We start from the raw sequence: 22,023 nt of genomic DNA, 5'->3' as shown, positions 1-22,023 counted from the left end.
AAGCCCCCATCCCGGTGGCTAGAGCATCCGCTCGTGGCTCATAGCCATGTGCTTTTGGCCTCGGCGTTGCGGATGTTGATGGCCACGGCTGGAGGCGCGTAGACAGAGCTGTATCCGTGTGGCCCGCCGGGCGAGTGAGCGCATCACTGGCGACATCAGATGACGCTTAGATTGATTCCTGCAATGGGCGGGACCATGCGCACCACAGTGACGCTCGACGATGAACTACTGGCCAGAGCAGAGCAGCTGTGCGGCCACCTGGAACGCAGTGGCTTGCTCAAGGAGGCCCTGCGTGCCCTGGTGCAGCGGGAAAGCGCGAAACGCCTGGCCGCACTTGGCGGCAGTGAACCGGCTCTGGAGCCGATCCCCCGTCGCCGGAGCGCCGCTTGATCCTCGTCGACACCTCCGTGTGGGTGGAGCATCTGCGCCATGGACTGACCCGCCTCGACACGCTCCTGCAGGAGGGCGAGGTACTGATCCATCCCTGGGTGATCGGCGAACTGGCGTGCGGCCAGCTGCGCAACCGTCGTGACGTGCTCGAGCTGTTGCAGGGCCTGCCAGCGGCAGTGGTGGCCAGTGATGCGGAGGTGCTGCTGCTGATCGAGCGCAACCAGCTGATGGGTCGGGGGATCGGCTATGTCGATGCTCACCTGCTGGCGTCCGCCAGGTTGAGCCATTGCCGCCTGTGGTCCCTAGACCGGCGCCTGGCCGCACTGGCCCAGGAACAGGGGCTGGCGGATTCAGCGCACCCCTTCCAGAGCGGTCAACCTGTTGACAGAGAGGCTGATCAGGAGTGAGCGGAATGAGCCTCAGGATTGAGATGGCCTGATCTCTTCCATCAGCACAGCCTGTGAACGGCTGGGTGGGTGACAGGGTCCGCTCGGTAGCTTCAGCGATCTGTTTCGAAGGGATTGAGTAGTGGCACCTCAAACGTTTGAAAATCTGCCCCATTGCGGGTCACCACGGTGAGGTGGTTCACCTTGGCGATGGCGGCGATCATCGCGTCTTCATAGAGGGTGTTGGATTGGCGATGCATCAGCCGGGCCCAGCAGCGAAAGGCTGATCCATCCATCGGCAAAACGTTGTAGCTGAGGCTCACCAGATCCAGCCAGGCTTCGAGCTCGCTGGCTTTGCCAGGGTCTTGCTCACGGGTGATCTCAATACCTGCCTGGATTTCGCCCAGGGTCACCGTGGCCAGATGCAGGTTGGCGTCGTCTACGCCATCGAGCCAAGCCAATACCGCGCCATGGGGGCGTGGTTTGCGCAACTCTGAAACCACGTTGGTGTGGAGGAGATACATCGCAGCACCTACAGGCTGATCAGCTCACGCCGCCGTGCCTTCCCCCGGGGCGGCACCAGGGTTTCGCTGCGTGCTGAGGGGGCCAGCAAGAGCTCTTTGAGGGAAGGGCGGGCCGCAGCCTCAAGGCGGCGCCACTCCTCAATCGGCACGAGCACGGCGGTTTCCGCCCCACGGCGAGACACCACCTGGGGCCCCTCCCGCACGCAGGCATCGAGGAGCTCACTGAACCGTGCCTTGGCGTGCTGCACCGGCCAGATCGCCATCCCTGCTCCTCCCTGGATAACTAGTCATCTGACTAGATCGTACGTGCTCCTGCTCACGGTTGGGGCTGTATGGCGATCTTGAAGCGGCGGTGAGGGAGCCGATCCTGTCAGGCCTTGAGAAGGCTGTCCTGCCGCTCTCGAAGGCCATGGCGGCGTAAGGCCGTTCCTCGATCGACCGGCACTAATCAGGAGGGCCGAGTGGGATAACGACGCCCCAGAAGGGGCGAGGGTGGGCGAGGCGGCCGACATCGATCAGGCCTGGTTGCGGGCGGTGGCGGGCTGGAGATCGGTGTGGCAGAAGTCGTCACCTTTGAAGAGCAAGGGTTGATCGAGCCACTTGGCCAGGGCATAGGAAAAACAATCGCCGAAGTTGAGCCCGGCCCGATGACGCCCTTTGCCATAACGACTGAAGGCCTGGCGAGCGAGTTCAGCCTGTTCACGATCCAGGCTGATGATTTCGATCAGCGCCGTGCTTAGAAACAGATCAAGATCTCCCTGGCCATCAGCACCAAAGCGTGCCTCCATCACAATGGAGAGCTCTACCAGGGAAGCAGAAGAGAGAGAGCACTGTTCTGCTGCGGCGATGGCTTCGTTGAAGGCGTGACGCTCCGGTTCGTTCTGCAGGATGGCCAGCACTGCCGAGGAATCGATCACCATCAGGTGGGCAGGCCCGTGGCGTCGTAGCCGAGGATCTCCTCTGCGCTGCGGCGATCGCTGATCGGCCGCCCAGCACAACGCAGGGCGATCTGGTCGAGCCGGTTGACGAGGCCGGCTTGCTTGTTCGCTGTGGTATGGCTCTGGCGCTGCAGGCGCCGCAGACGCTCTTTCAGGGCCAGGATCACTGTGGATGGCCACCAGGTTGTTCATGCCAGCAGCTGATCGAGCCACTGTTGGGGTTGAGACAACCCAGGGCAATGCGGCACCTTCGGCTGTTGTCGATCCGCAGGTAGACCGGCAACAGGCGTTCTGGGTCGCCGAGGCGCCGGGCCTCACATAGGGCCACTCCTCCATCAGAGTCCACTGCTTCTCTTCGAGAAGGCTTCGCCTACGCAGAAGCCTGCGGGTAGATGAATCGATCAGCCTTGTCGGTGGTCCGAGGGGATGGCCCTCAAAGGCAGCAGGCCCCGATCCCTGTGGTCGAGTCTGCAGCCACGCCATACAGGAACGGCTGCAGCTGATGGGGCCACTGGGCTGGGTCGAGCAAGGCCTCCTTACCGCAAGGACGCATTCCGCCTAGGTTGGGTTCAGATGGACGAGGGCTTGCGATGGACGTCGCGACACTCACTGCCAAGGGGCAGGTCACGGTGCCGAAGGCGGTGCGAGACGCCCTGGGTTTGCGTCAGGGCGATCAGCTCAGCTGGGAGCTGGAGGATGGCGCGGTGCGGGTGCGGGCTGTGGCTCCGTTGGATGTGGCCTATCTGCGTGGGCTGGAGGGAACGCTGAGCGAATGGAGCAGCCCGGCCGATGAGCAAGCGTTTGCCGATCTATGAGTGCTTTCGAACAGTTCGCGGTGGTGCGGGTGCCGTTTCCGTTCACGGATCGCCAGGCCCAGAAGCGGCGGCCAGCGCTGGTGCTCTCGCAGCCTGGCTTTCAGCAGGCCTGCGGCCACCTGTTGCTGGCCATGATCACCTCGGCGCGCCAATCCTCCTGGCCCCTGGATTGGCCGATTGAGGATCGGAAGGCGGCCGGTTTGCCTCACGACTGTGTGGTGAGGCTCAAGCTCTTCACCCTTGATGAGCGACTGGTGCTCGGCAACCTCGGTGCTTTGGGGGTTAGCGATCAGGTCGGCGTGGCAACCCAGTTGGCCAAGTTCCTACCGACAGGCCCCTGAGCCGATCACTCGCTCGGGCTGCCGCCTGGATTGAACGATCAACGTGATGGCGGCCCAGGAATCGTTGCGCTGATGACGCTGCTGGCCCGCATTCAGCCGCCATCGACGGCCATGCCAAGAATTTTTTGCTGTCGCTGAGTGTCGGTGGTGCCTTTCGCCTCAGCCCTCTCTATGACATCCTCTCTGCCTATTCCGTGATGGGGAGAGTTACCAACCAAATCGCTCCCCAGAGGGCAACGGTGGCGATGGCCCTCAAAGGCAGTAGGCCCCGCTGGAGATGGCAGAGGCCACCTCCAGCGTGATAGCAGCGGTGAGTGAGCCGATGCTGCCCTGCCTGGAGAACGCCGCCCCACGGCTTTCGAAGGCCATGGCCGCCTAGCGGAGATGCGGCGTTCGTTGAGATCGACGCCGGTGACCTGGATGTGGGGACAGCGATCGGCGATGACCGCCATGGTGGGTCCGCCGACGTAGCCCGCGACGATGCAGGAGATGGTGCGCTGCAGGCCGTCAGCCAGGGGGATGGCGGGCTGCCAGCCCAGCTGCTGCTGGGCCAGCTCGATCACGGGCTGGCGCTGGAGGGGATCGCCGTGGGGCTTAAACCAAAGGCCTGGTGCCGCCCCGGGGGAAGGCCCCTGCGGCGTGAACTGATCGGGTTATAGAGCTGCGCAAAACACGCCGCCTTCATCTTTCCGCGGTAACCCACTAGGCGAAATACAGGCATAGCAAGCGAGATTGATATCTGGCTAGCTTTGGCGGGTCTCACTCATAACATTCTATCAATGCATGGTCAAGCCTTTCACTGGTGGGCCCTGATGATGCAACGCGATTCAGACACCCTCTAAGTAGACGCGATGATCGAGCCATCGCCAAGGCGAACCACTTCGCAAGTGACTCAATCTATGCAACACTTGATTGTCATTTTTTAACAGCTCTTTTGATAAGACGGAAGCATTTTTTTCAGAGACTCAGGCTCGTGGCGTTGTAGCCGAGGATCTCCTCTGCGCTGCGGCGATCGCTGATCGGCCGCCCAGCACAACGCAGGGCGATCTGGTCGAGCCGGTTGACGAGTGCGGCTTGCTTGTTCGCTGTGGTGTGGCTCTGGCGCTGCAGGCGCCGCAGACGCTCTTTCAGGGCCAGGATCACGGCTGGAAGCGTGTAGACAACGCTCCATCAGTGTAGCCCTGCAGGCCAGGGCCGAGCACGGGCCCTGGTGCAGCGCAAAAGTGCACAGCACCGCTTGATCCTCGCCACACTCCTGCAAGAGTCTGAGAAGACTTCGTCTTCGCCAAGAAGCGCCGCCACGGCGGCAACTAGGAAAGGAATGCCGATTTGCTGGTTGACGGGGAAACGGATGTCGAGGAGATCGACATGGCTGCAGGAGGTGAAGCGGATCGGGCGGATCCGACGAAAGCGGCGCTTCGTTCTCTGCCATGACCGTAGCGGCACTAGCCCGCGTGTTACTTACGGCAGGTAGGCAGCCCGCCCATCAGGTTGCAGAGGGGTTCATGCAGCGGTGACGACGGGGGCAACCACAGCGTGCTGGCTCCCTTGAAGACAGAGAGACCGATCAGGAGTGCCCAAAGCCAGCTGAGGCGGCGGCCACCGCGCCCAAGGATCGGCACAGACTTGTGAGTGTTGCTTTGGGCAGTGTGGCACCGGTGCTGGCGCCGAGGGGAGGGAACGGCGTCAGGGCGGAGCAGCAAGACCTTCAGCCTCTGCTCAGGGGCACAGGGTTACCGGCAGCAGGAGACCGAATGGGAAGACTGGCGTTGGATGGAGATCGGCTGACTCGCTTTGGTATGTGAGGCGGCAAAGCCACCTTGGTGGTGTGCCTCTACTGCAAGATCCCTACCCCTCACCCTTCCCCACCACCCAGAGGCGCAGGCCCGCAGCCCGCACTGCGGCGGCTTCCGCGATCGCACGGGTATCAAAGACCCAGGCAGGGTGGCGCATCACCGCTGCGATGGCAACCCAATCGATCTGCCGGAAAGCAGGCCACTCGGTGAGCATGAGCACTGCATCGGAACCACGGGCAGCATCAAGCGGCGTGGACACCCGTTGCCATACCCCTTCTGCACCCTGCGCCTCCTCTTGCCCGAGATTCAAGGAGATCTGCTCGACCGAGACTTTGGGGTCGTGAATGGCCAGAAAAGCGCCTTCGTTCAGGAGGTCTTGGCAGATGCGAATGGCCGGCGATTCACGCGTGTCGTTCGTATTGGCCTTGAAGGCGAAGCCAAGCACTGCAAGGCGTTTACCGGATACCGTGCCAAACAAACGGTTGACCACCAGGCGCGCGATGCGGTGTTGCTGCCAGGTGTTGATCTCCACCACCTGCTGCCAGTAGGCGGCCACTTCATGCAGGCCGTAGTAGTCACAGAGATACGCCAGGTTGAGGATGTCTTTCTGAAAGCAACTGCCGCCAAAACCAGGGCCTGCGTTGAGAAATTTGGCGCCGATGCGCGAATCGGTGCCGATGGCGCGGCCCACTTCCTGCACATCGGCACCGGTGGCTTCACAGAGGGCAGCGATAGAGTTGATCGAGGAGATGCGCTGCGCCAGGAAGGCATTGGCCGTGAGCTTGGAGAGTTCAGAACTCCAGAGGTTGGTGCGCAGCACGCGCTCAGCTGGCACCCAGTGGGCATAGAGGCCCGCGAGCGCCTCGATGGCGGCGGGATCCTCACCGCCGATCAACACGCGATCGGGATGTTCGAGATCTGAAATGGCCGTGCCTTCGGCAAGGAACTCGGGATTGGAGAGCACAGAGAACGTTTTGGGCTCGCCGCTGGTGCTGGCTTCGCCCTGAGCGGCGCCAAGGATGGCCGTGATGATGGCGGCTGTACGCACCGGCAGGGTGCTCTTTTCCACCACAATCGTGTGCCCCTGGGCGCAAGCCGCCACCTGACGCGCGGAGGCTTCGATCCAGCGCAGGTCGCTGGCTTGGCCGGCGCCAACACCGCGCTTCTTGGTGGGTGTGTTCACCGAGAGAAACACCATGTCCGCGCTGGCGATGGCCGCCTCCACAGCGGTGGAGAAGTGCAGATTGCGGCCCCTGCAACGGGCCACCACAGCATCGAGGCCAGGCTCATAAACGGGGAGGCAAGAGAGATCGGCAGCGTTCCAGGCCGCGATGCGGGCGGCATTGAGATCCACCACCGTGATCTGGATCTGGGGACAGCGATCGGCGATCACAGCCATGGTGGGCCCGCCCACGTAACCGGCGCCGATGCAGCAGATCGTGCGAATGGGCATGGTCATCGGCCAAGGGCCTCTCTGGAGTAAGTGATTGTGGGCGCCAGAGCCTGCTCCAGCACAATGATGGGCTGCATTACCGGTTCCCGTGGCGCTGGGTGGGGTCGGCGGCAGGAAGCGGCTTCTCAATGAGCGGAAGTTCAGGGTTGATGCGCGCCCGTACCAACGCGGCCAGCTGGCGGATCGTGAACTCGCCTGGGTTGCCACGCGAGGCCGAATGAGCGTTTTCGCTAGCAGGATGCTGAAAACGTATCTGGCCTCCCATCGCAGAACGGTGAGCCTAAAAGGATGGTAATCCCAGCAGCATCTCGGCTCGCTCAGCTGCATGCATGAACAACCTCGTGAAAAACCACGCCTAGACCCGCTAGCAGCGGTGGGACCTGCAGCCAAGCCATTGGCTGGCCACCGCCAAGGCGTGCGACATCGGTACGCTCGCAGCCTTCAAAGCAATGATCAATCATTGCGGAAGCCACCTCCAACCGAAGGATGGCGTCCATTTAGATCATTTCTAAACATACTCACGTGATTGAACCTCAATGTCTGCCGTGTAGCACTCAATCAGTGGCACGAACATTGATCCATTGTATTCAAAACCAGGATCCCTGGTAATCGTCCGATCCGGGGGATCTGCGTTCACTTCAATTAAAACTTCAGCACGATCAGTCGCTGCTTGCCAAGGAGCCAAGATCGTGTAATACATCTCACGCTCAAAGTGACACCACTGGTCAAAGAGGTTGATAGATCTTACAAGCGTTTCATTATACGAAATATTGATCACCGGAGAATAAGGACCCACTTTGATACGCAAAACAATTTCCGGAAATGAACCAGACGCAACAGTCAATAGCTTTAGCGCCCGATGCGGACTAATGGTAGAATCAACTCTAAAGCTGGAAAGCTTGTAAGGATGATACTCGCTAATCTTGCTTAGGGTTGTTGCGGGTGGACAGACAACCTCACCTGACAACAAGAAATCAAAGATCGCCTTGGCATACAAGATTGCTCCTTCCTTATTTGTGTGCACATTATCCCGAAGATGCACGCTGTGATCAATTGACTTTCTCAAGTCAAGAAAAGGAAGATTATAGTCTTTTGATAAAGTCATGACCTGCCTTTCAGCTTCTCTGTCGCCAAGAAGATTCGTGTCAGTCCGCGGAAAAATCAAAAAGACCGGCAATGTATCATTGTTCAACAGACTCGCCAGCACATAGTGAAGCTTGTTTGAATCAAACTCGCCCATGCCAGTCGTATTCCAGTCAAAGAAGCAAATATTCGCCATGTTGTTGATAACTTCATCTGCCTTAAAAAAGCCTGCATCGTTAAAATGACACGCTGAATAAGCAAAACATTCAAGGCCAATGTTGTGCTGACCACACAAAGACCTAAGATGAGTAATGTAACCTGAATCTTTGCCCTGTGCAGTCACACTTGCCCCAAAAAACGAAATCCTCATCATGATAACAAACGTGGAGGCAATTGATCGATGATATCGCTTAACTTTTTTGGCACGATTAGCTTATCGTTAAAGACTTTACTCAAAGAGCTCTTAAATACAGAGGCAGAGATTTTCAGGTATTCAGATATACTAACAACAAAATGATCTATATTCATGTCAATTTTTCGCAAAGTCTCAGATCGGATAAACTGTGGATCAATACCTTCGCTTGTCAGTGAGCGGACAGCATTGGACACATCACTAGGTGTATCATTCACCCACCGAACAAACCTTCCATCGAAATAGAAGTCGCGTCCGCCTTGATTGATGGTTGTTACAATAGGAATGCCGGCAAGGAGATATTCCATACTGGCATGCATCGCACCTTCTTGCTTGGATAGACATAGGCCGCAGTGGGAACTATTATAAATTGCATTAACCTGATCTTGGGGCAGCCATCGCTTGCTTCCATTTTCATCAAGATTAGCAATTCTTACATTAGGCAGAAGCTCGCGAACGTATTTGAAGTGCTCATTTTCAAAATTATATCCAATTAGCACAAGGTTGGAAATCTCTGTACAAAGCTCATGCCGTTTAAAGCTCAGAAACTGTGCGTTGTAAACGGCATCATAGATTTTTGCACTTTTTGGAACAATCGGCTGAAACAACCTTCTGTCTACAAACATGTTTTGGTTATGAAGAAGCACCTCCGCACCTAGCGACCTAAGATTTACTACTTCAGCATGTGTATTTGCCAAGAAAATCATTCTATGATTGCTGTGGCTAGCTAAGAAATGATCACGCCATGCAGTTATAGTAACCGCAGATGCTGAGTTCTCCTCAGCCGTCCAAGCCACAAGAACAAGCCAAACAACCTCTTCTGAACTTAAGCAATCGGCTAGTATTGTAAACGGATTTGGCTCTTGCTGGCCAGCATACATTCCGGAATAGACCAGAACAGGCTCTTCGAGTAATAAGGTTCCCCTGAACGATAAATCAAAAAGACTAGAAGAATCTGAGAGAACCATCAGAATCGCCTCCGAATCATAAATGTATCAAACTCTGCCTTGCAAGCATCATAGCTGGAACCTACATGAGATAAGATTGTCTTAAACTTTTCATCGCTCAAGTGGCAATGCTCAAAGATGATCAGCTTAGGAAGGAACCTATCAAAACTAACGGACTGGAATACTTGAGGCTCCCACCCTTCAGTATCCACTACTAGTATATCGACGTCAAACAAATAGTACTTGTCCACAATGCTTTGCAATGTGACAACTGAAACTGGCTCGCGGTCTATGTTATCCTCGCGAATGCCATGTCCGAGTAAATGACTTAGCTGAAAACTTGCTATACCCTTAAGCTTTTGATTGCCTTCATGAACATCTTTAACATAATAGAGATCTTTGGTGCCATCAGACTCTAAGCCGATGGCTGCATTCTCAAAGAAGCATCTAGTACAGGCGCTGTAATGTTGTTTAAGTTGCTGAAAATACAGAGGATGAGGCTCTACAAAAACACAATACCAATTATTCTTTATGGCCCTAGGACTAATGAAATCAGCGTTCACCCCATCGTTTGCACCAATTTGGAGAACGGAGCATTGAAACTTTCTTGATTCCAGAAAGTCAGTGAAAAGTGCTTGCGTGATTGACGAATGATAGGCAGTAGTCATGGTCGCATGCTCTGATAAACAAAGGAAATGCCTGAGCCAGATTACGATCTAAACGTTGCATTTTTCCCAAACAAGAGCAATTAGTTCTTGTTTATTCATTGAGTCCAGCCTTGAGCTTGTGTCGTACCAGCCGGCAACTATTCTCAAAGCCTCCATTTCCGCATCGGAACTAGAATCGTCTGTTGCTGGCATCTTTCTTATTAGGCATATGCAAAGAGAAGAAGAAGTGATTGCAACTGTTGCAGTTGCGCTAGGCTCTGTAGAGCTCCAAAATCTTTGTCTAAGTGATGCAATTCGATTTTGATAGGTCTTGACCATTGGGTGGACAATGTTTTGATTATCGCATCGAGCCGACTGATCATGCTCTTGATGATGCATTAAATCATAATTGAAAACTGATTTATGCAGAGAAGACAGCACCATCCGATCCTTGAGATTTGTATCGTCCTGTCCGTAAGCAAGGAATCGCTCGTCGTATCCATTGACTCTGTTGAAATCTCTTAGGAAATAATAGGTCTCACCATGCAAGTGGCGCTCATTAGCATCTCTTGCTTGATGCCAATCCCCGACCCAGAATTCGCCTGGCTCCAATGGGTGAGCGGCAAAGAAATCGCCCTGGAATTCCACATCGGAATCACATTTGAAGATGCGTCGATGCCGTGCCATGCGGCTGGCAAGATTCTGCGCCAAAGTGCGGATGAACTTGGTTTGCCCGTCTACCCGCACCACTCGCACCCGAGGATCGCCAAACACTCCAGGAATCTCAGCAACCGGATCGTTTGAACTCCAATCAAGCAGAATCAGCTCATTGAAGTCCTGCTGCAACCAGTTCGGCAGATTTTTCTGCACGTTCTCGTTGCGATTCATCAGATGCACGTACATCGTAATGCCATCTTCCAGGGGCTCCCCAATCAGATTCGTTATCGGTTCCGCCACCGGCGGGAACAACTGGTTACCGGGCACCACATCTTCCGGCCATGCCACCACCGGCAACCGGTTCAGAATCTCTCCGCTGTTGATGTGCTTGGTGTCAAAGGTGTCGTCCTGCCGGTCTGCATTGCGATCCGATGCCGCCTTGAGAATCCCGGCCCGATCCAAGCGCCGTGCTTCCCTTGCGAAGGCATCCTTCTGGCTCCATACAGCCAGCTGCAGATGCGCTGGGGGCCGTGCTTCGGCGCCTGGCTTCCACTCGGCCGTGAGCTTCAGGCCCATCGCCCACCACCTCTCCCCGCTCGGCAACCCCAACCAGGCGCTCTCCCCCTTCTTGCCCTCCGTCTCCAAGGGCAGCTCGTCGAACTTGTTGAATTCCCGGTAGCGGCTGAGCGTGAAGCTCACCTGCTCGAGCGAGCAACCCTTTCCTGTGAGCTGGAATCCCAGCAGCTGCTCGGTCTGGTCCAGGTGCACCACGATTGAGCTTGGGCCTTCAGAACACATCGCCAACCTCGCCGGCACCAGCCGGGCCACGCCGGTGAACTCCGCTTTCGTTTCTCCCGGCACCTGCACCTGCTGAGGCTTGAACAGCTCCTGCAGGAGCGGTATCGGCTCCGCTTCCCGCTGGCTGCTTCCAAAGCAGGTCATCGCCACACTGGCCTCATACAGCCGCCTACACAGCCGCTGGCGCCGGTGCCGCTCAGCAGCATCGATAGCCTGCAGCCGCTCATCCAACTGCTCCAGCTCGGCTTCCGGATGGAGCACGATCACTTGGCCCCAGCTCAGCCCCTCCCCCGGCAACAGCCGTTCCAGCTCCGGCAACTCGTGCCGATCCGAGAGCACCACCGGAATGGCCCCAACCGCCAGCGACTCCCACAGCCGCAGAGTATTGGGCCCTGCCCCCACCGGACACAAGGAGAAGCGGGTGTGACTCAGCAGCTCGTTGTAGCTGCGCACCTCATCGGTTTCGATCGCATCCTTCTTGCTCTCGTCACCGAAAACCTGAAAGTTGTACACCACCTTGTTGAAGTGCCACATGTCCTTGATGGTCACCCGGTAGCCCTCTAGCTCGGCCAAAGCGGCCATGCGCTGGCGCACGTCGCTGAGGTAATGCTTCATATGGGCACCACTGAACGAAGCAAACACTGGCCGCTGCTCAATCGGCACAAACGCAAGCCCCTGGCGACGCTCCGGATCCCGATCATTTACCGCGTAAAGGCTCCAGCTGTGAAGCCGCATGCCTTGCGCCTCATCAAGGCCCTTTTCCTTGTGGGAGAGCCACAGATCGGTGATGCCCGCCGCTCGGATCCAGGAGGCGGCTTCCCTCCAGAAGATGTGCTGACAAACGCTGTGCACCTGCAGGGTTTTATGCCAGCGGCTGAGAACAGCCGCCAATGCCTCAGCACGCTTGGCGTGCGCAAGGAGGAGTGCCTCCGGATATGGGTTGCCGCTCAGTTGTTGATTCACGCCACGGTCGATGAAGGTGGCCCAGGGCAGGCCCACATACACCTGATACGCTTCCCCCTCACGCTGGGGCCCGCTCAGCTCGCTGTGCACAAGGTGTGCATCTTCCTCCGTGCGGCAGGGATACTGCCAGAACAGCAGCTGGTTCTTGTGCTGCTTCACCGAGGCGATCTGATCAGGCTTCCACTCCTGCAAGGGCTGGAGAAAACCCACAGCAAAGAGCGCCTCCTCCCCCTGCTCAAGAGCTGCCTGGGCTGAACCCTGGAAGGGAACCTTGCCCACCATTGGCCAGAAGCGATCCACGAAATAGAGCGCCTCCCCATCGCTGAACACCGCAAAGCGGCTGCCGAAGCGCTGCACCAGCTCGCAGCCTTCCGCCTTGAACTCCGAGCGATTGATCAAGGAGAACTGGCCCGAGCCAGCATTTGCCGACGGTGCACGGGTTGCGGCAGCCAAGGCAGGCTCTGCCGGACCGGTGGCCGAGACGCTCAGGTTGCCACCATCCACATGGCTCTGCTGCAGGGGCAATGGGGATGGAAGGCAAACACCCTCAAGCACAGAAGCTTCTCCGGTGTAAAGCATGCCAACAGAGGTTGAAGGGGCATAGTGCTCAAACCAGATGGAGGGAGCCTGCAAGAACGACAGCGGCTCGACAAACGCTGCGGCAATACTGCAGCGAAACCAACCATCACCGACGGATTCAATCGCACTGCTTGCACCCGTGGCCGATCCGCTATTGATCGCAGGCCCCACCACCAGGCCTGTGGCGAGGTCAAAGGCTTGCCTGGCGTCGTTGTTACCCGTTTGATCGTTGATGCGCAGAACAATCCGCCTTTGCGTTCCCGCCTTGATCATTACCGAGGCTGTATAAGCACCACTCTCGGTGGTGGCATACTTGTTGAAGGCGTATCTCACCGCAGAATCGCCATCTGCACTGGTGATCACAGCAGCCCTTGAATCTCCATCCGGCCCTGCGGTTTCTGAGTGCTCAAGAGCAAGGTTTCTGAGCTCAACGTATTCAGAATCTGCAAACTGAATGGTGCGGAGTGGCTTGGCAGCCTGTGCTGCCTGGCCCGCTTCAGCGGTGGATGAGGAATTGGCTTCTGGCTTGGGATCTTCTGCGATCACATTCAGGCTCTTCGCTTCAGCCAGGGCGCCCGCTTCGCCAAACAGCACCAGCTCGGCGCCTTCTTCAGGGCGCCAGGCAGGCTCGGCAGCGGCAGGCGCGCCAGTGAGCTTCAGGCGCAGCTTGCACCAGGGGGTTCCTTTCAACTCCGCCGGTTGCCAGAAGCGCCGCTCACCGCCTGGCTTCAAGGCGAGCGCCCCATCGCCGCACAGCTCTAGCCAGGCCTCTCCTTCGCCTTCTGCCTGCAACGCCAGTTGATGGCCGGCCGAGGCCCGCCTTGGCAGGCGAATCGTGAGGCCCTCCAGCTGGGTGGGTCGCTTCAGCCTCAGCTCCACCCCATCACCCAGCAGCTCCGTCATCGGCAGAAACACCGTGTCTTCACTGGCGAAGGGAGACCCATCCCCCTGCAGGTGCGCCGAACCCACCGCCTCATGCACCCAGCTGAGGCCGGTGAACTGCTGTTGATCGAGGAATCGCTGCGCCACTTCGGCCTCCCCGTGGCGCAGCTGGTGCACACCCCGTTCAATCGCCTGTTGGTTGATCAGCACCCCTGCTGGCCGCTGCTCAGAGCGTGTCCACAGCGTGAACTCCAGCTCCGCCTCCTCATCGGGTGCCAGGCTCGGATGCACATAGCTCACGCCGCCATAGAGCCTGTCGCTGGTTTTGTGATAAGCGCGGGCGGTGCTGGCCTGCAGATGCACGCTGCGCACGTGATAGCAGGGATTGCGCACGCGGAAGCCGTGGCTCCACATCACATAGGCGATGCGGTTGTCGCAACCGGGGAAGCCGAGCGGGAAGCTGCTGGCATACAGCAGGCTCTCGGGTAGCTCTGCATCGCCACGCACGCCCCACACGTCCTGGGTCCAATGGGGATAGTCGTTGAGGTGGAAGCCGGCATGGCCCGGGTTGTAGCGCGTCAACGCCAGGAAGGTGTCCGCACGATCGAAGGTGGTGGCCAGGTGCTCCAGGCCCTCATCCAGGTAGATATCGGCATTCAGCAGCAGGCCGATGCCCGTGCCCTGGCGCCGCACCCAGCGAAACCATTCGGCATAGGTGATGCGTTCATCACTCACCACCACTTCCACGGGCACCGTGCCCTGCGGCACCGGCGGCGCATCGGATTCGCAGAACAGCACCACCCGGCTGATGCCTGGATGGTTGAGATTGCGCCGCAGGCATTCATCAATCTCCAGCTGCCGGTCTGGGGTGCGCGTGCGGTAGTACTGGCTGTAAACGACGATGTCCATGGGTCAGCCGAGTACTCCAGTGGGCACGATCAGGCCGGCACCAGCTCCATCGGCGTCAACCCCGAAAGGTCGAGCCGCTGCCGGGCCTCCCAAAGCTCGTAGCTGTCCTGCAGCGCCAGCCAACTCTCGGGGCTGCGACCCAGCACCTTCGACAGCCGCAGCGCCATATCCGGTGTGACCCGGCTTTTGCTGGCAACGAGCCGCTGAAACGTGGAGGCAGACACCCCCAGCCGCTCCGCCACTTTCCGTATCGAGAGTTCGCAGGGCTCCAAATACACCCCAGCGATGAACTCGCCCGGATGCGGCGGCTGATGCATCGCGATCGTTTGTGCCATCAGTGGTAATCCTCATAGTGGAGATCAAAGACGTGGCCCTCGCGGAACACAAAGGTGAGCCGCCAGTTGGCGTTCACCCAGATCGCCCATCGCCCCTTGTCGGCTCCCTTGAGAGGGTGTAGCCGGTAGCCCGGCAGATCGAGATCGTCGATCACGGCTGCCGAATGGAGCGCCGCCAACTGCAGGCGCAACTTGCGGCTGTGCTCCGGCTGAATCCCGGCGCTGCTGCCTGCTACGAAAAATCGACGCAGGCCCTTGTGCCGGAAGCCTTGAATCACCCCGCAGCCCAGGACCACAACCCTGATCGTAGCGCGTTGCGCAACGCGCAATAGCCTCTTGCTTCATTGAACTGTGGCCGCGCTGCTGGTCGGGCGCGGATCCAGCGGTCAGTGCTGCCGTTGCGTATGCCGTTTTCATAGCCGGGTGCTCCCAAGGGCAGCAAATTCAGCCACCGTGCCCGCCAGCCCCTCCGCCAACGGGATGCGGGCATGCCAGCCCAGGGCCGCCAGGCGGCTCACATCCAGCTGCTTTTTCGGGGTGCCGTCGGGCTTGGTGGTGTCCCACTCCAGGCTGCCGTTAAAGCCGGTGGCCGCTGCCACCGCTTCCGCCAGCTCGCGGATCGTGAGATCCACGCCCGTGCCCACATTCAGAAACTGCAGCTCTTCCGGCCCCGGCTGCCAGCGTTCCAGCGCGAACACACACGCCTCGCCCAGATCATCCACATGCAGGAATTCCCGCAACGGCGTGCCGGTGCCCCAGCAGGTCACGCACGGTGCCTTGGCCAGGGCCGCCTCATGAAACCGCCGGATCAAGGCCGGCAGCACATGGCTGTTGGTGGGATGGTAGTTGTCGCCAGGCCCATAGAGATTGGTGGGCATCAGGCTGATCGCATCGAAGCCGTGCTGGATCCGCAGCGCCGCACACAGCTTGATGCCGGCGATCTTGGCGATCGCGTACCACTCATTGGTGGGCTCCAGCGCGCCGGTGAGCAGCGCCTCTTCCCGGATCGGCTGCTCAGCGAACTTCGGGTAGATGCAGCTGCTGCCCAGGAACAGCAGCCGCCGCACGCCGCTGCGCCAGGCGTTTTCGATCACGTTGTTCTGGATCTTGAGGTTGTCGAGCAGGAAATCAGCCGGATAGCTGCTGTTCGCCGCAATGCCGCCCACCTTCGCGGCCGCCAGCACCACCACCGTGGGCTGGTGCGCCGCAAACCAGGCCGCCACCGCCGCACCGTCGAGCAGATCGAGCTCCTCGCGGCTGGCGGTGAGCAGGGCGCCGCCCTGGGCTTCATCCCCATAGCCGGCGCGCTGCAGTGCCCGCACGATCGCGCCGCCCGCCATGCCGCGGTGGCCCGCCACGAAGAAGCGGTCGGCTGGGGTGATCAAGGGTGTGGTGGAGGTGTTGGTCATGGCTTGAACAACCTGTTCAAGAGCTGCACTCCACGCCTGCGGCCACAAGCCCGACCTCCCACTTGGTCCACCAGTGGACTAAGTTTCTTAGGTTGGCAGCCGCCGCTCGTCGCCATGCACACGCCTTTCACGCGGATCGTGAACGTGCACGAGGCCAAAACCCACTTCTCCCGGCTGATCGATGCCGCCCATGCTGGTGAAACCATCGTGGTGGCCAAAGGCGGACGTCCCTGGGCGCGGCTGGTGCCTCTGGAGCAGCCCACACCCAGGCGCAATCCCGGCGTGTTGCGCGGGATCGTCACCCTGCCTCCGCCGGAGGTGCTGCTCGAACCGCTGCCGGAGCTGGAGCTCGCCGCCCTGGAAAACCCCCTCCTGTGAGCGCTGCTTTGCTGCTCGACACCCACGCCCTGCTCTGGTGGCTCGCTGAACCCGATCGCCTCTCGCCGGCAGCCCATGCCGCCATTGCCGATGCCACGGCACGGGTGCTGGTGAGTGTGGCTTCCGGCTGGGAGATCGCCACCAAGGTGCGCTTGGGCAAGCTTCCCGCCGCCACTCCCTTGCTCGAGCAGCTGCCCGCCGTGTTGGCCGCCCAGGGGTTCGACCTGTTGCCGATCGAGCTGCGCCATGGCCTGCGGGCGGGCAGCTAGGGGATGGCCCATCGCGATCCCTTTGATCGCTTGCTGGCCGCCCAGGCCGAGCTGGAGGCCCTCACCCTGTTGAGCGTTGATCCAGCTCTCAGGGCCTTTCCCTGCAACCTGCTCTGGTAAGCGCGCCATCACCCCTTGCCTCCGGCCGCCGTCGTCGCCGACGGGTTGGTGGGCGGGTTCTCCATCGATCCCACCACCTTGAAGCCCTTCAGCCGCAGGATCGCCTCCTTGCGCGCTTCCTCCTTATCGGCCGCCACCATCTCCGCCACCAGCTGCTCCAGGGTGCTGGTGGGCGTCCAGCCCAGCTTCTCCCGCGCCTTGGTGGGATCACCCAGCAGCGTTTCCACCTCCGCCGGGCGGAAATAGCGCGGGTCGATCCGCACCACCACCTCGCCGCTGCTGCGCTTGCCGATCTCCTCGGTGCCCGTGCCCTCCCACTCGAGCTCCCCCCAGCCCAGCTCCAACGCCGCCAGCTCGATGAAGCGCCGCACCGTTTCCTGCCGGCCCGTGGCAATCACGAAATCCTCCGGCGGCCCCTCCTGCTGCAGCATCCGCCACTGCATCTCCACATAATCCCTGGCGTGCCCCCAATCACGCAGCGAATCGATGTTGCCCATGTAGAGGCAATCCTCCAGCCCTTCGTTGATCCGTGCCAGGCCGCGCGTGATCTTGCGCGTCACAAACGTTTCACCCCGCCGTGGTGATTCATGGTTGAACAGAATCCCATTGCAGGCATACATGCCGTAGGCCTCGCGGTAGTTCACCGTGATCCAATAGGCATAGAGCTTCGCCACCCCATAGGGGCTGCGCGGATAGAAGGGTGTGGTTTCCTTCTGCGGTATCTCCTGCACCAGCCCATACAGCTCACTGGTGCTGGCCTGGTAGATGCGCGTTTTCGGCGTGAGCCCCAGCATCCGCACCGCCTCCAGGATGCGCAGCGTGCCCATGGCATCGCTGTTGGCGGTGTACTCCGGCGCCTCAAAGCTCACCGCCACATGGCTCTGGGCGCCAAGGTTATAAATCTCATCCGGCTGCACCTGCTGGATGATCCGGATCAGATTCGTGCTATCGGTTAAATCGCCGTAGTGCAGCGTGAGCCGCGGATCCTCTTCATGGGGATCCTGATAAAGATGATCGATGCGCGCCGTATTGAAGCTGCTGGCGCGGCGCTTGATGCCGTGCACCGCGTAGCCCTTCTCCAGCAGCAGCTCGGTGAGGTACGAGCCGTCCTGGCCGGTGATGCCTGTGATCAGTGCGGTCTTGGCGGCTGGGGGCACCGGCGGGCTTCGGCGTGGATTTGATGCCAACAAACTACGCCGAGAAGGCAAAAATGTCTGGCCTGGTCCGGTGGGTCACGTGGCTACTCACACACGTCACGATCGCGCAGGCCTGCGCATCAAGGAATAGGGGACATTGCTGTTCTTGCTGTTGGGATGGCTACCGCCATGGCGTTTCGGCCAGGCGCTGCAGGCACCACGCCCCGAAACTGCCATGGAGCGCTGCTCCGTGGGGGGCAGCCGCCGGCAGCGCCTCAGCCGCCGCCGCCAGCGCCGCCAGCCAGGCAACTCCATCGTCGCCGTCGGGCCGCTGCCAACCCACCCCCAGCTCCACCGCCTCCGTCGCCAGCCAGCCCTCGCCGTAGCCGGCCGCCGCCGCCGGCAGGCCCAGCGCGGCGCGGCTGGCGGCCCATTGCCACACCATGCCGCTGCTGCGCTGGCCGTAGCGCCGTGGGTCGTAGGCCAGCAGCGCCACCGGGCAGCGCGCCAGCCAGTGCTGCATCGCCCCGCTCTCGATCTCCCCCTCCAGCAACACCAGGCCGATGCCGGCCGCCTCCGCCCGCTGCAGCAGCTGCCGCTCCTGCGGCTCCAGCCCCGTGTGGCTGTGACGGTGAAACAACCAGCCCCAGCCGGCCAGCGCTGGCGGCACCCCTTGCTCCACCAGGCTCTCCAGCACCGCCAACGCTTCCGCCCGGCCCTTGCCGGCTTTCAGGTCACCCCAATGCAGCAGCACCAGCGGCGGTGCTGCCGCCGGCAGCGGCTGCGGCGTGCACCCAGCTCCCACCACCGCCGGGTGCACGCCGCCATCGCTCAGCCCGGTGGCCGCCAGCAGTGGCGCATACAACCCCTGCTGCTGCCGGCTGGGCAAGGCCAGCGTGAGCTGGTGGCCCTGCTGCGCCGCCGCCCTGGCCAACGCCGCCAGCGCCACCCGGCAGCAGGCCGTGGCCTGGGCGTCGCCAGCGGCGCCATCCAGCCGTTCCCCCGGCGCAAACATCAGGCTCACCAGCACCCTCGCCGCCGGCGCCCCTGCCAGGTAGCGCGCCAGCCCCAGCAACTGAAACGGCAGCAGGCTGTGGGCCAGCCAGGCGCTCACCGGCGCAGCCGGCGCCGCCGCCGCCAGCGCCAGCTGCTGCTCCAGCCGCCGCGCCAGCTGCAACGCCCCACCCAGTTCCAGCCACAGCCGCGGGTCCACATAGCCGCAGCCGCTGAACACACCCCGCAGCGGCTGCGGTGCCGTGGCCTCCGCCTCCAGAGCCACATCCGCCCACAGCTCCGCCTGCCACCCGCCCTGGCGCAGGGCCGCCAGCAGCGGCCGGTTCACTTCGCCGTGGTGCCCCACCGTGCTGGCGTAGGCCGGATCCACGATCACCAACCGGGCCATGGCGGTTTAACCCCGTCGCCGGCAACGTAGGCGACAGAATCCTGTTCATCCATTCCGGAGTGCCGATGGCCGATCTGCTGGAGCTGGGCCGGCGCGGCCATCACACGGAACTGGCCCAGCACGCTGCCGCGGCACGCTCCAGCGCGGCTTGGTCGGCGGCTGCCGCGCTCGAATTCGCCTGCGCCTGGCTGCTGGCCGGTGATCTGCGCCAGGCGGATCTCGCTGTGCTGGAGGCCGATCAGTGCGACCCCTCCCTCGGCCTGGTGCCGGATGTGTGGGGCCTCTGGCCCGCACCACCCGCCCAGGAGGGTGCGGAGCGCCAGCAGGCGCTGGCCTGGGCGGAGCGTTACCGCGCCTGGCGCCGGCCCGATCCCCAGGCCCTCTGGCAGCAGCTGCTGCCCCGCCTGCAGGCCCATTGGAAGCTGGCTCTGGAACCCGATCTCGGCGATCTGCTCCTGATCCTTTCCCGCACCTCTGAGGCGGCGTCCGCGCCCCTCGATCCGCCCCTGCAGCCGGAGCTGGCGCTCTTGGTGGGCGATGCCGAGATCGCCGCCGAACCCGCCGCCAGCAACCGCTACTGGCAGCTGCTGGCCAGCCTCTGGCCCCAGTGGGCCCTGGCCCGCATCCGCGCGGCCGATCTCGCCCTCGCCCGCGGTGAAGTGGAGGCCAGTGGCCGCTGGCTGCAGGAGCCATCAGCCGCCGCCCAGGCCAATCCCTGGTTCCACGATGTGGTGGCCCGCCACGCCGTGCAGCGCGGCGCCGTCGACGCCGCCCTTGACGCCTGGGCGGAAGCGATCCGCATGGCCCAGGCCGATGCCAGCACCACCGGCCTGGCGGAGCTGTTTGAGCAACGCCGCCGCGAGGCCCGGCGTGGTCCGGGGGTGCTGCAGGTGCGCAGCCTCGCCAACCGCGGTGAGCTGGAAGCCGCCGGCGCCCTGCTGGAGCGGCTGCTGACCGACGATCCCCAGTGGCAGCCGCTGCGCAGCCTGAAGGAGCAACTGCGCGCAGGGCTGCCCTCAGCCGCTGCGGCCGGGCCGACTGACCCGCCTGGTGGGATGGCGGAAGGAAGAGAGGCAGGCCCCGATTGGCTCGAGCGGGCCACGGAGCGGTTGCAGGCTCTTGGTGTGGCCCCGCCGCCCCTGTCCCCGCTGGCGCCTGACGCTGACATCGACGCCATCACGCGCCGGTTCAGCGACTACGAAGCCCGCTTCGCACTGGCCTGATCAGGCACTGGCCTGAACACCATCAGCCCTGCCGTTCCACGCGTTCCAGCAGCGCCTCAATCAGGCCTTCCGCCCGCTGCAGCTGTTCGCGCTGGCGCTGCACCAGCTGCTCCTGCTGCTGCTGGGCCAGGTAGGTGGTTTCCAGCTCTTCCTGCACCTGCTGCAGCATCAGCAGATTCAGCTCCGCCTCATCGCGGGCCTCCTCCAGCTGGCTGCGGAGGCTGACGATCTGCGCCTCCAGGTGCTGGGGGTCGGCGGCCGTGGCGTGGGTGGGTTCGCTCATCGGCGATACCTTAATCAAGTTCACCGAGTAACAATCGATTGGAGCCAACGGTCGCTGTTGCCTCATCCCCCTCCGCGGCCGCGCCCCATGTGGAGGTGCAGCGGTTCACCGATTTCGCTGGCTTTGAAGCCTTCATCCAGCGCAACCATCACCTCTGGAGCCAGCAGGTGCAACAGGCCCTGCGCCTGATCGCCCTCAACGGCATCCTCGATCCGATCAGCGGATCCGCCCTGCCGGCCAGCGCCCTGCAGCTGAAGGGCAGCAATTACCGCGAAACCCTGGAGGTGCACGGCTGCCTGGCGCGCCATCGCGCCCTGTGGTTGTTGATGCAGGAGCTGATCAACAACGGCGAGGTGCCCGCCGCCGCCGAGCTCGACCTCTACTGCCCTGAAGCGATCACCCCGTTCGCCCAGCTCCTGCGCCAGCGCTTCCCCCGGGTGATCTGCAGCGAATACCTCCCCGATCCCGGCGATCCGCAACGCGAGCACTTCTCCCATCAAGACCTCTGCGCCCTCACCCTGGGCGATGCCTGCGTGGATCTGGTGCTCTGCAACGAGCTGTTCGAGCACCTCTACGACCTGCCCGCCGCTCTGTCGGAAATCGCCCGCATCCTGCGGCCCGGCGGCCATCTGGTGGCCACCTTCCCCTTCGCTTACAACCGCTACGACACGATCGTGAAAGCACGCCACCGCCCCAGCGCGGCGCCAGGCGTGGCGGCTGAAGCCGAACTGCTGGAAGAAGCGGACTATCACGGCGATCCCGTGCATCCCAAGCAGGGCAGCCTTGTGTATCAGATTCCGGGTTGGGAGTTGCTCGATCAGGCTCGCAAGGCCGGTCTCGCCACCCCCACCATCCATTGGGTCGCCGCCCCCAGCTATGGCATCCTCGGCCAGGAAATTCCCGCCGTGATGGTGCTGGTGGCGGGTCGAGCCTGATCACTGGCCCCAA

At 61.3% G+C, this 22,023-nt stretch carries 25 protein-coding genes and 1 pseudogene; 9 read left to right on the top strand and 17 right to left on the bottom strand.

From position 1 onward, the window contains the following. The first annotated feature begins 195 nt into the window (after positions 1 to 195). Positions 196 to 390 carry a type II toxin-antitoxin system VapB family antitoxin gene (locus ACXMDP_RS03440; protein ID WP_259729175.1) on the top strand — a complete coding sequence of 65 codons (195 nt, stop codon included), beginning with the start codon at positions 196 to 198 and terminating at the stop codon, positions 388 to 390. Continuing rightward, positions 387 to 797 carry a type II toxin-antitoxin system VapC family toxin gene (locus ACXMDP_RS03435; protein ID WP_259729176.1) on the top strand — a complete coding sequence of 137 codons (411 nt, stop codon included), beginning with the start codon at positions 387 to 389 and terminating at the stop codon, positions 795 to 797. The genes ACXMDP_RS03440 and ACXMDP_RS03435 overlap by 4 nt, the downstream gene beginning before the upstream one ends. A 92-nt stretch (positions 798 to 889) precedes the next feature. Here the strand turns inward: ACXMDP_RS03435 and ACXMDP_RS03430 are convergent, their stop codons facing one another. From ACXMDP_RS03430 to ACXMDP_RS03415, 4 genes are all read right to left on the bottom strand, one after another. Further along, positions 890 to 1,300 carry a type II toxin-antitoxin system VapC family toxin gene (locus ACXMDP_RS03430; protein WP_259729177.1) on the bottom strand — a complete coding sequence of 137 codons (411 nt, stop codon included), beginning with the start codon at positions 1,298 to 1,300 and terminating at the stop codon, positions 890 to 892. An 8-nt stretch (positions 1,301 to 1,308) separates the two neighbouring features. Next, positions 1,309 to 1,563 carry a type II toxin-antitoxin system Phd/YefM family antitoxin gene (locus ACXMDP_RS03425; protein ID WP_259729178.1) on the bottom strand — a complete coding sequence of 85 codons (255 nt, stop codon included), beginning with the start codon at positions 1,561 to 1,563 and terminating at the stop codon, positions 1,309 to 1,311. A gap of 252 nt (positions 1,564 to 1,815) precedes the next feature. Beyond that, a complete protein-coding gene (locus ACXMDP_RS03420) occupies positions 1,816 to 2,220 on the bottom strand; it encodes a type II toxin-antitoxin system VapC family toxin (RefSeq protein WP_259729179.1) in 405 nt (134 codons plus the stop codon). Further along, positions 2,220 to 2,405, bottom strand: coding sequence for a type II toxin-antitoxin system VapB family antitoxin (locus ACXMDP_RS03415; RefSeq protein WP_259729180.1), 186 nt, complete (start codon positions 2,403 to 2,405; stop codon positions 2,220 to 2,222). Before ACXMDP_RS03415 ends, ACXMDP_RS03420 begins: the two co-directional genes overlap by 1 nt. 423 nt (positions 2,406 to 2,828) lie before the next feature. On the opposite strand from ACXMDP_RS03415, the gene ACXMDP_RS03410 reads away from it, so the two are divergent. From ACXMDP_RS03410 to ACXMDP_RS03400, 3 genes are all read left to right on the top strand, one after another. Continuing rightward, positions 2,829 to 3,053 (top strand): AbrB/MazE/SpoVT family DNA-binding domain-containing protein, encoded by a 225-nt coding sequence (locus tag ACXMDP_RS03410; protein WP_259729181.1) that lies wholly within the window; start codon positions 2,829 to 2,831, stop codon positions 3,051 to 3,053. After that, positions 3,050 to 3,394, top strand: coding sequence for a type II toxin-antitoxin system PemK/MazF family toxin (locus ACXMDP_RS03405; RefSeq protein WP_259729182.1), 345 nt, complete (start codon positions 3,050 to 3,052; stop codon positions 3,392 to 3,394). The genes ACXMDP_RS03410 and ACXMDP_RS03405 overlap by 4 nt, the downstream gene beginning before the upstream one ends. Positions 3,395 to 3,519: 125 nt before the next feature. Beyond that, positions 3,520 to 3,696, top strand: coding sequence for a hypothetical protein (locus tag ACXMDP_RS03400; RefSeq protein WP_399232803.1), 177 nt, complete (start codon positions 3,520 to 3,522; stop codon positions 3,694 to 3,696). Between the two features lie 75 nt (positions 3,697 to 3,771). On the opposite strand, the pseudogene ACXMDP_RS03395 reads toward ACXMDP_RS03400, so the two are convergent. The 10 genes and pseudogenes from ACXMDP_RS03395 to ACXMDP_RS03350 form a co-directional block, all read right to left on the bottom strand. Continuing rightward, positions 3,772 to 3,909: pseudogene (locus ACXMDP_RS03395) on the bottom strand (hypothetical protein); the annotation flags it as partial. 442 nt (positions 3,910 to 4,351) lie between these two features. Beyond that, positions 4,352 to 4,537 carry a type II toxin-antitoxin system VapB family antitoxin gene (locus tag ACXMDP_RS03390; RefSeq protein ID WP_259729183.1) on the bottom strand — a complete coding sequence of 62 codons (186 nt, stop codon included), beginning with the start codon at positions 4,535 to 4,537 and terminating at the stop codon, positions 4,352 to 4,354. A gap of 705 nt (positions 4,538 to 5,242) precedes the next feature. Beyond that, a complete protein-coding gene (locus tag ACXMDP_RS03385; RefSeq protein WP_259729203.1) occupies positions 5,243 to 6,643 on the bottom strand; it encodes a nucleotide sugar dehydrogenase in 1,401 nt (466 codons plus the stop codon). Between the two features lie 508 nt (positions 6,644 to 7,151). After that, positions 7,152 to 8,099 (bottom strand): hypothetical protein, encoded by a 948-nt coding sequence (locus ACXMDP_RS03380; RefSeq protein ID WP_259729184.1) that lies wholly within the window; start codon positions 8,097 to 8,099, stop codon positions 7,152 to 7,154. Further along, positions 8,096 to 9,106, bottom strand: coding sequence for a CgeB family protein (locus ACXMDP_RS03375; RefSeq protein WP_259729185.1), 1,011 nt, complete (start codon positions 9,104 to 9,106; stop codon positions 8,096 to 8,098). The genes ACXMDP_RS03380 and ACXMDP_RS03375 overlap by 4 nt, the downstream gene beginning before the upstream one ends. Further along, positions 9,106 to 9,753 carry an FkbM family methyltransferase gene (locus ACXMDP_RS03370; RefSeq protein WP_259729186.1) on the bottom strand — a complete coding sequence of 216 codons (648 nt, stop codon included), beginning with the start codon at positions 9,751 to 9,753 and terminating at the stop codon, positions 9,106 to 9,108. Before ACXMDP_RS03370 ends, ACXMDP_RS03375 begins: the two co-directional genes overlap by 1 nt. Before the next feature lie 48 nt (positions 9,754 to 9,801). Continuing rightward, positions 9,802 to 14,520: a phage head spike fiber domain-containing protein gene (locus ACXMDP_RS03365; protein WP_457767075.1), complete on the bottom strand. Its 4,719-nt coding sequence runs from the start codon at positions 14,518 to 14,520 to the stop codon at positions 9,802 to 9,804. Between the two features lie 29 nt (positions 14,521 to 14,549). After that, positions 14,550 to 14,837, bottom strand: a complete 288-nt coding sequence (locus tag ACXMDP_RS03360) for a HigA family addiction module antitoxin (protein WP_457767074.1) — start codon at positions 14,835 to 14,837, stop codon at positions 14,550 to 14,552. A 17-nt stretch (positions 14,838 to 14,854) separates the two neighbouring features. Continuing rightward, the gene (locus tag ACXMDP_RS03355) at positions 14,855 to 15,133 is read right to left on the bottom strand and encodes a type II toxin-antitoxin system RelE/ParE family toxin (RefSeq protein WP_457767073.1); all 279 of its coding nucleotides are present in this window, start codon (positions 15,131 to 15,133) and stop codon (positions 14,855 to 14,857) included. 135 nt (positions 15,134 to 15,268) lie between these two features. Beyond that, positions 15,269 to 16,264: a GDP-L-fucose synthase family protein gene (locus ACXMDP_RS03350; protein ID WP_259729190.1), complete on the bottom strand. Its 996-nt coding sequence runs from the start codon at positions 16,262 to 16,264 to the stop codon at positions 15,269 to 15,271. A gap of 114 nt (positions 16,265 to 16,378) precedes the next feature. On the opposite strand from ACXMDP_RS03350, the gene ACXMDP_RS03345 reads away from it, so the two are divergent. Both ACXMDP_RS03345 and ACXMDP_RS03340 read left to right on the top strand, forming a co-directional pair. After that, positions 16,379 to 16,642 carry a type II toxin-antitoxin system Phd/YefM family antitoxin gene (locus ACXMDP_RS03345; RefSeq protein ID WP_259729191.1) on the top strand — a complete coding sequence of 88 codons (264 nt, stop codon included), beginning with the start codon at positions 16,379 to 16,381 and terminating at the stop codon, positions 16,640 to 16,642. After that, positions 16,639 to 16,911, top strand: a complete 273-nt coding sequence (locus ACXMDP_RS03340) for a type II toxin-antitoxin system VapC family toxin (RefSeq protein ID WP_259729192.1) — start codon at positions 16,639 to 16,641, stop codon at positions 16,909 to 16,911. Before ACXMDP_RS03345 ends, ACXMDP_RS03340 begins: the two co-directional genes overlap by 4 nt. A 128-nt stretch (positions 16,912 to 17,039) precedes the next feature. Here the strand turns inward: ACXMDP_RS03340 and gmd are convergent, their stop codons facing one another. Together gmd and ACXMDP_RS03330 are read right to left on the bottom strand one after the other, a co-directional pair. Further along, entirely contained in the window at positions 17,040 to 18,188 is a 1,149-nt protein-coding gene (gene gmd, locus ACXMDP_RS03335; protein WP_457767072.1) for a GDP-mannose 4,6-dehydratase, read from the bottom strand. A 160-nt stretch (positions 18,189 to 18,348) separates the two neighbouring features. Next, positions 18,349 to 19,569, bottom strand: a complete 1,221-nt coding sequence (locus ACXMDP_RS03330; RefSeq protein WP_259730106.1) for a hypothetical protein — start codon at positions 19,567 to 19,569, stop codon at positions 18,349 to 18,351. A gap of 59 nt (positions 19,570 to 19,628) precedes the next feature. On the opposite strand from ACXMDP_RS03330, the gene ACXMDP_RS03325 reads away from it, so the two are divergent. Further along, positions 19,629 to 20,792 carry a hypothetical protein gene (locus tag ACXMDP_RS03325; RefSeq protein WP_259730105.1) on the top strand — a complete coding sequence of 388 codons (1,164 nt, stop codon included), beginning with the start codon at positions 19,629 to 19,631 and terminating at the stop codon, positions 20,790 to 20,792. A gap of 22 nt (positions 20,793 to 20,814) precedes the next feature. On the opposite strand, the gene ACXMDP_RS03320 is transcribed toward ACXMDP_RS03325, so the two are convergent. Beyond that, positions 20,815 to 21,075: a hypothetical protein gene (locus ACXMDP_RS03320; RefSeq protein WP_259730104.1), complete on the bottom strand. Its 261-nt coding sequence runs from the start codon at positions 21,073 to 21,075 to the stop codon at positions 20,815 to 20,817. A gap of 38 nt (positions 21,076 to 21,113) precedes the next feature. Between ACXMDP_RS03320 and ACXMDP_RS03315 the strand changes: the two genes are divergently transcribed. Beyond that, entirely contained in the window at positions 21,114 to 22,010 is an 897-nt protein-coding gene (locus ACXMDP_RS03315; RefSeq protein ID WP_259730103.1) for a class I SAM-dependent methyltransferase, read from the top strand. Positions 22,011 to 22,023 lie beyond the last annotated feature (13 nt).

The organism is Cyanobium sp. ULC065, from assembly GCF_977927515.1.
The sequence above is the reverse complement of the archived record's forward strand: the minus strand, read 5'-3'. Positions and strand labels throughout refer to the sequence as shown.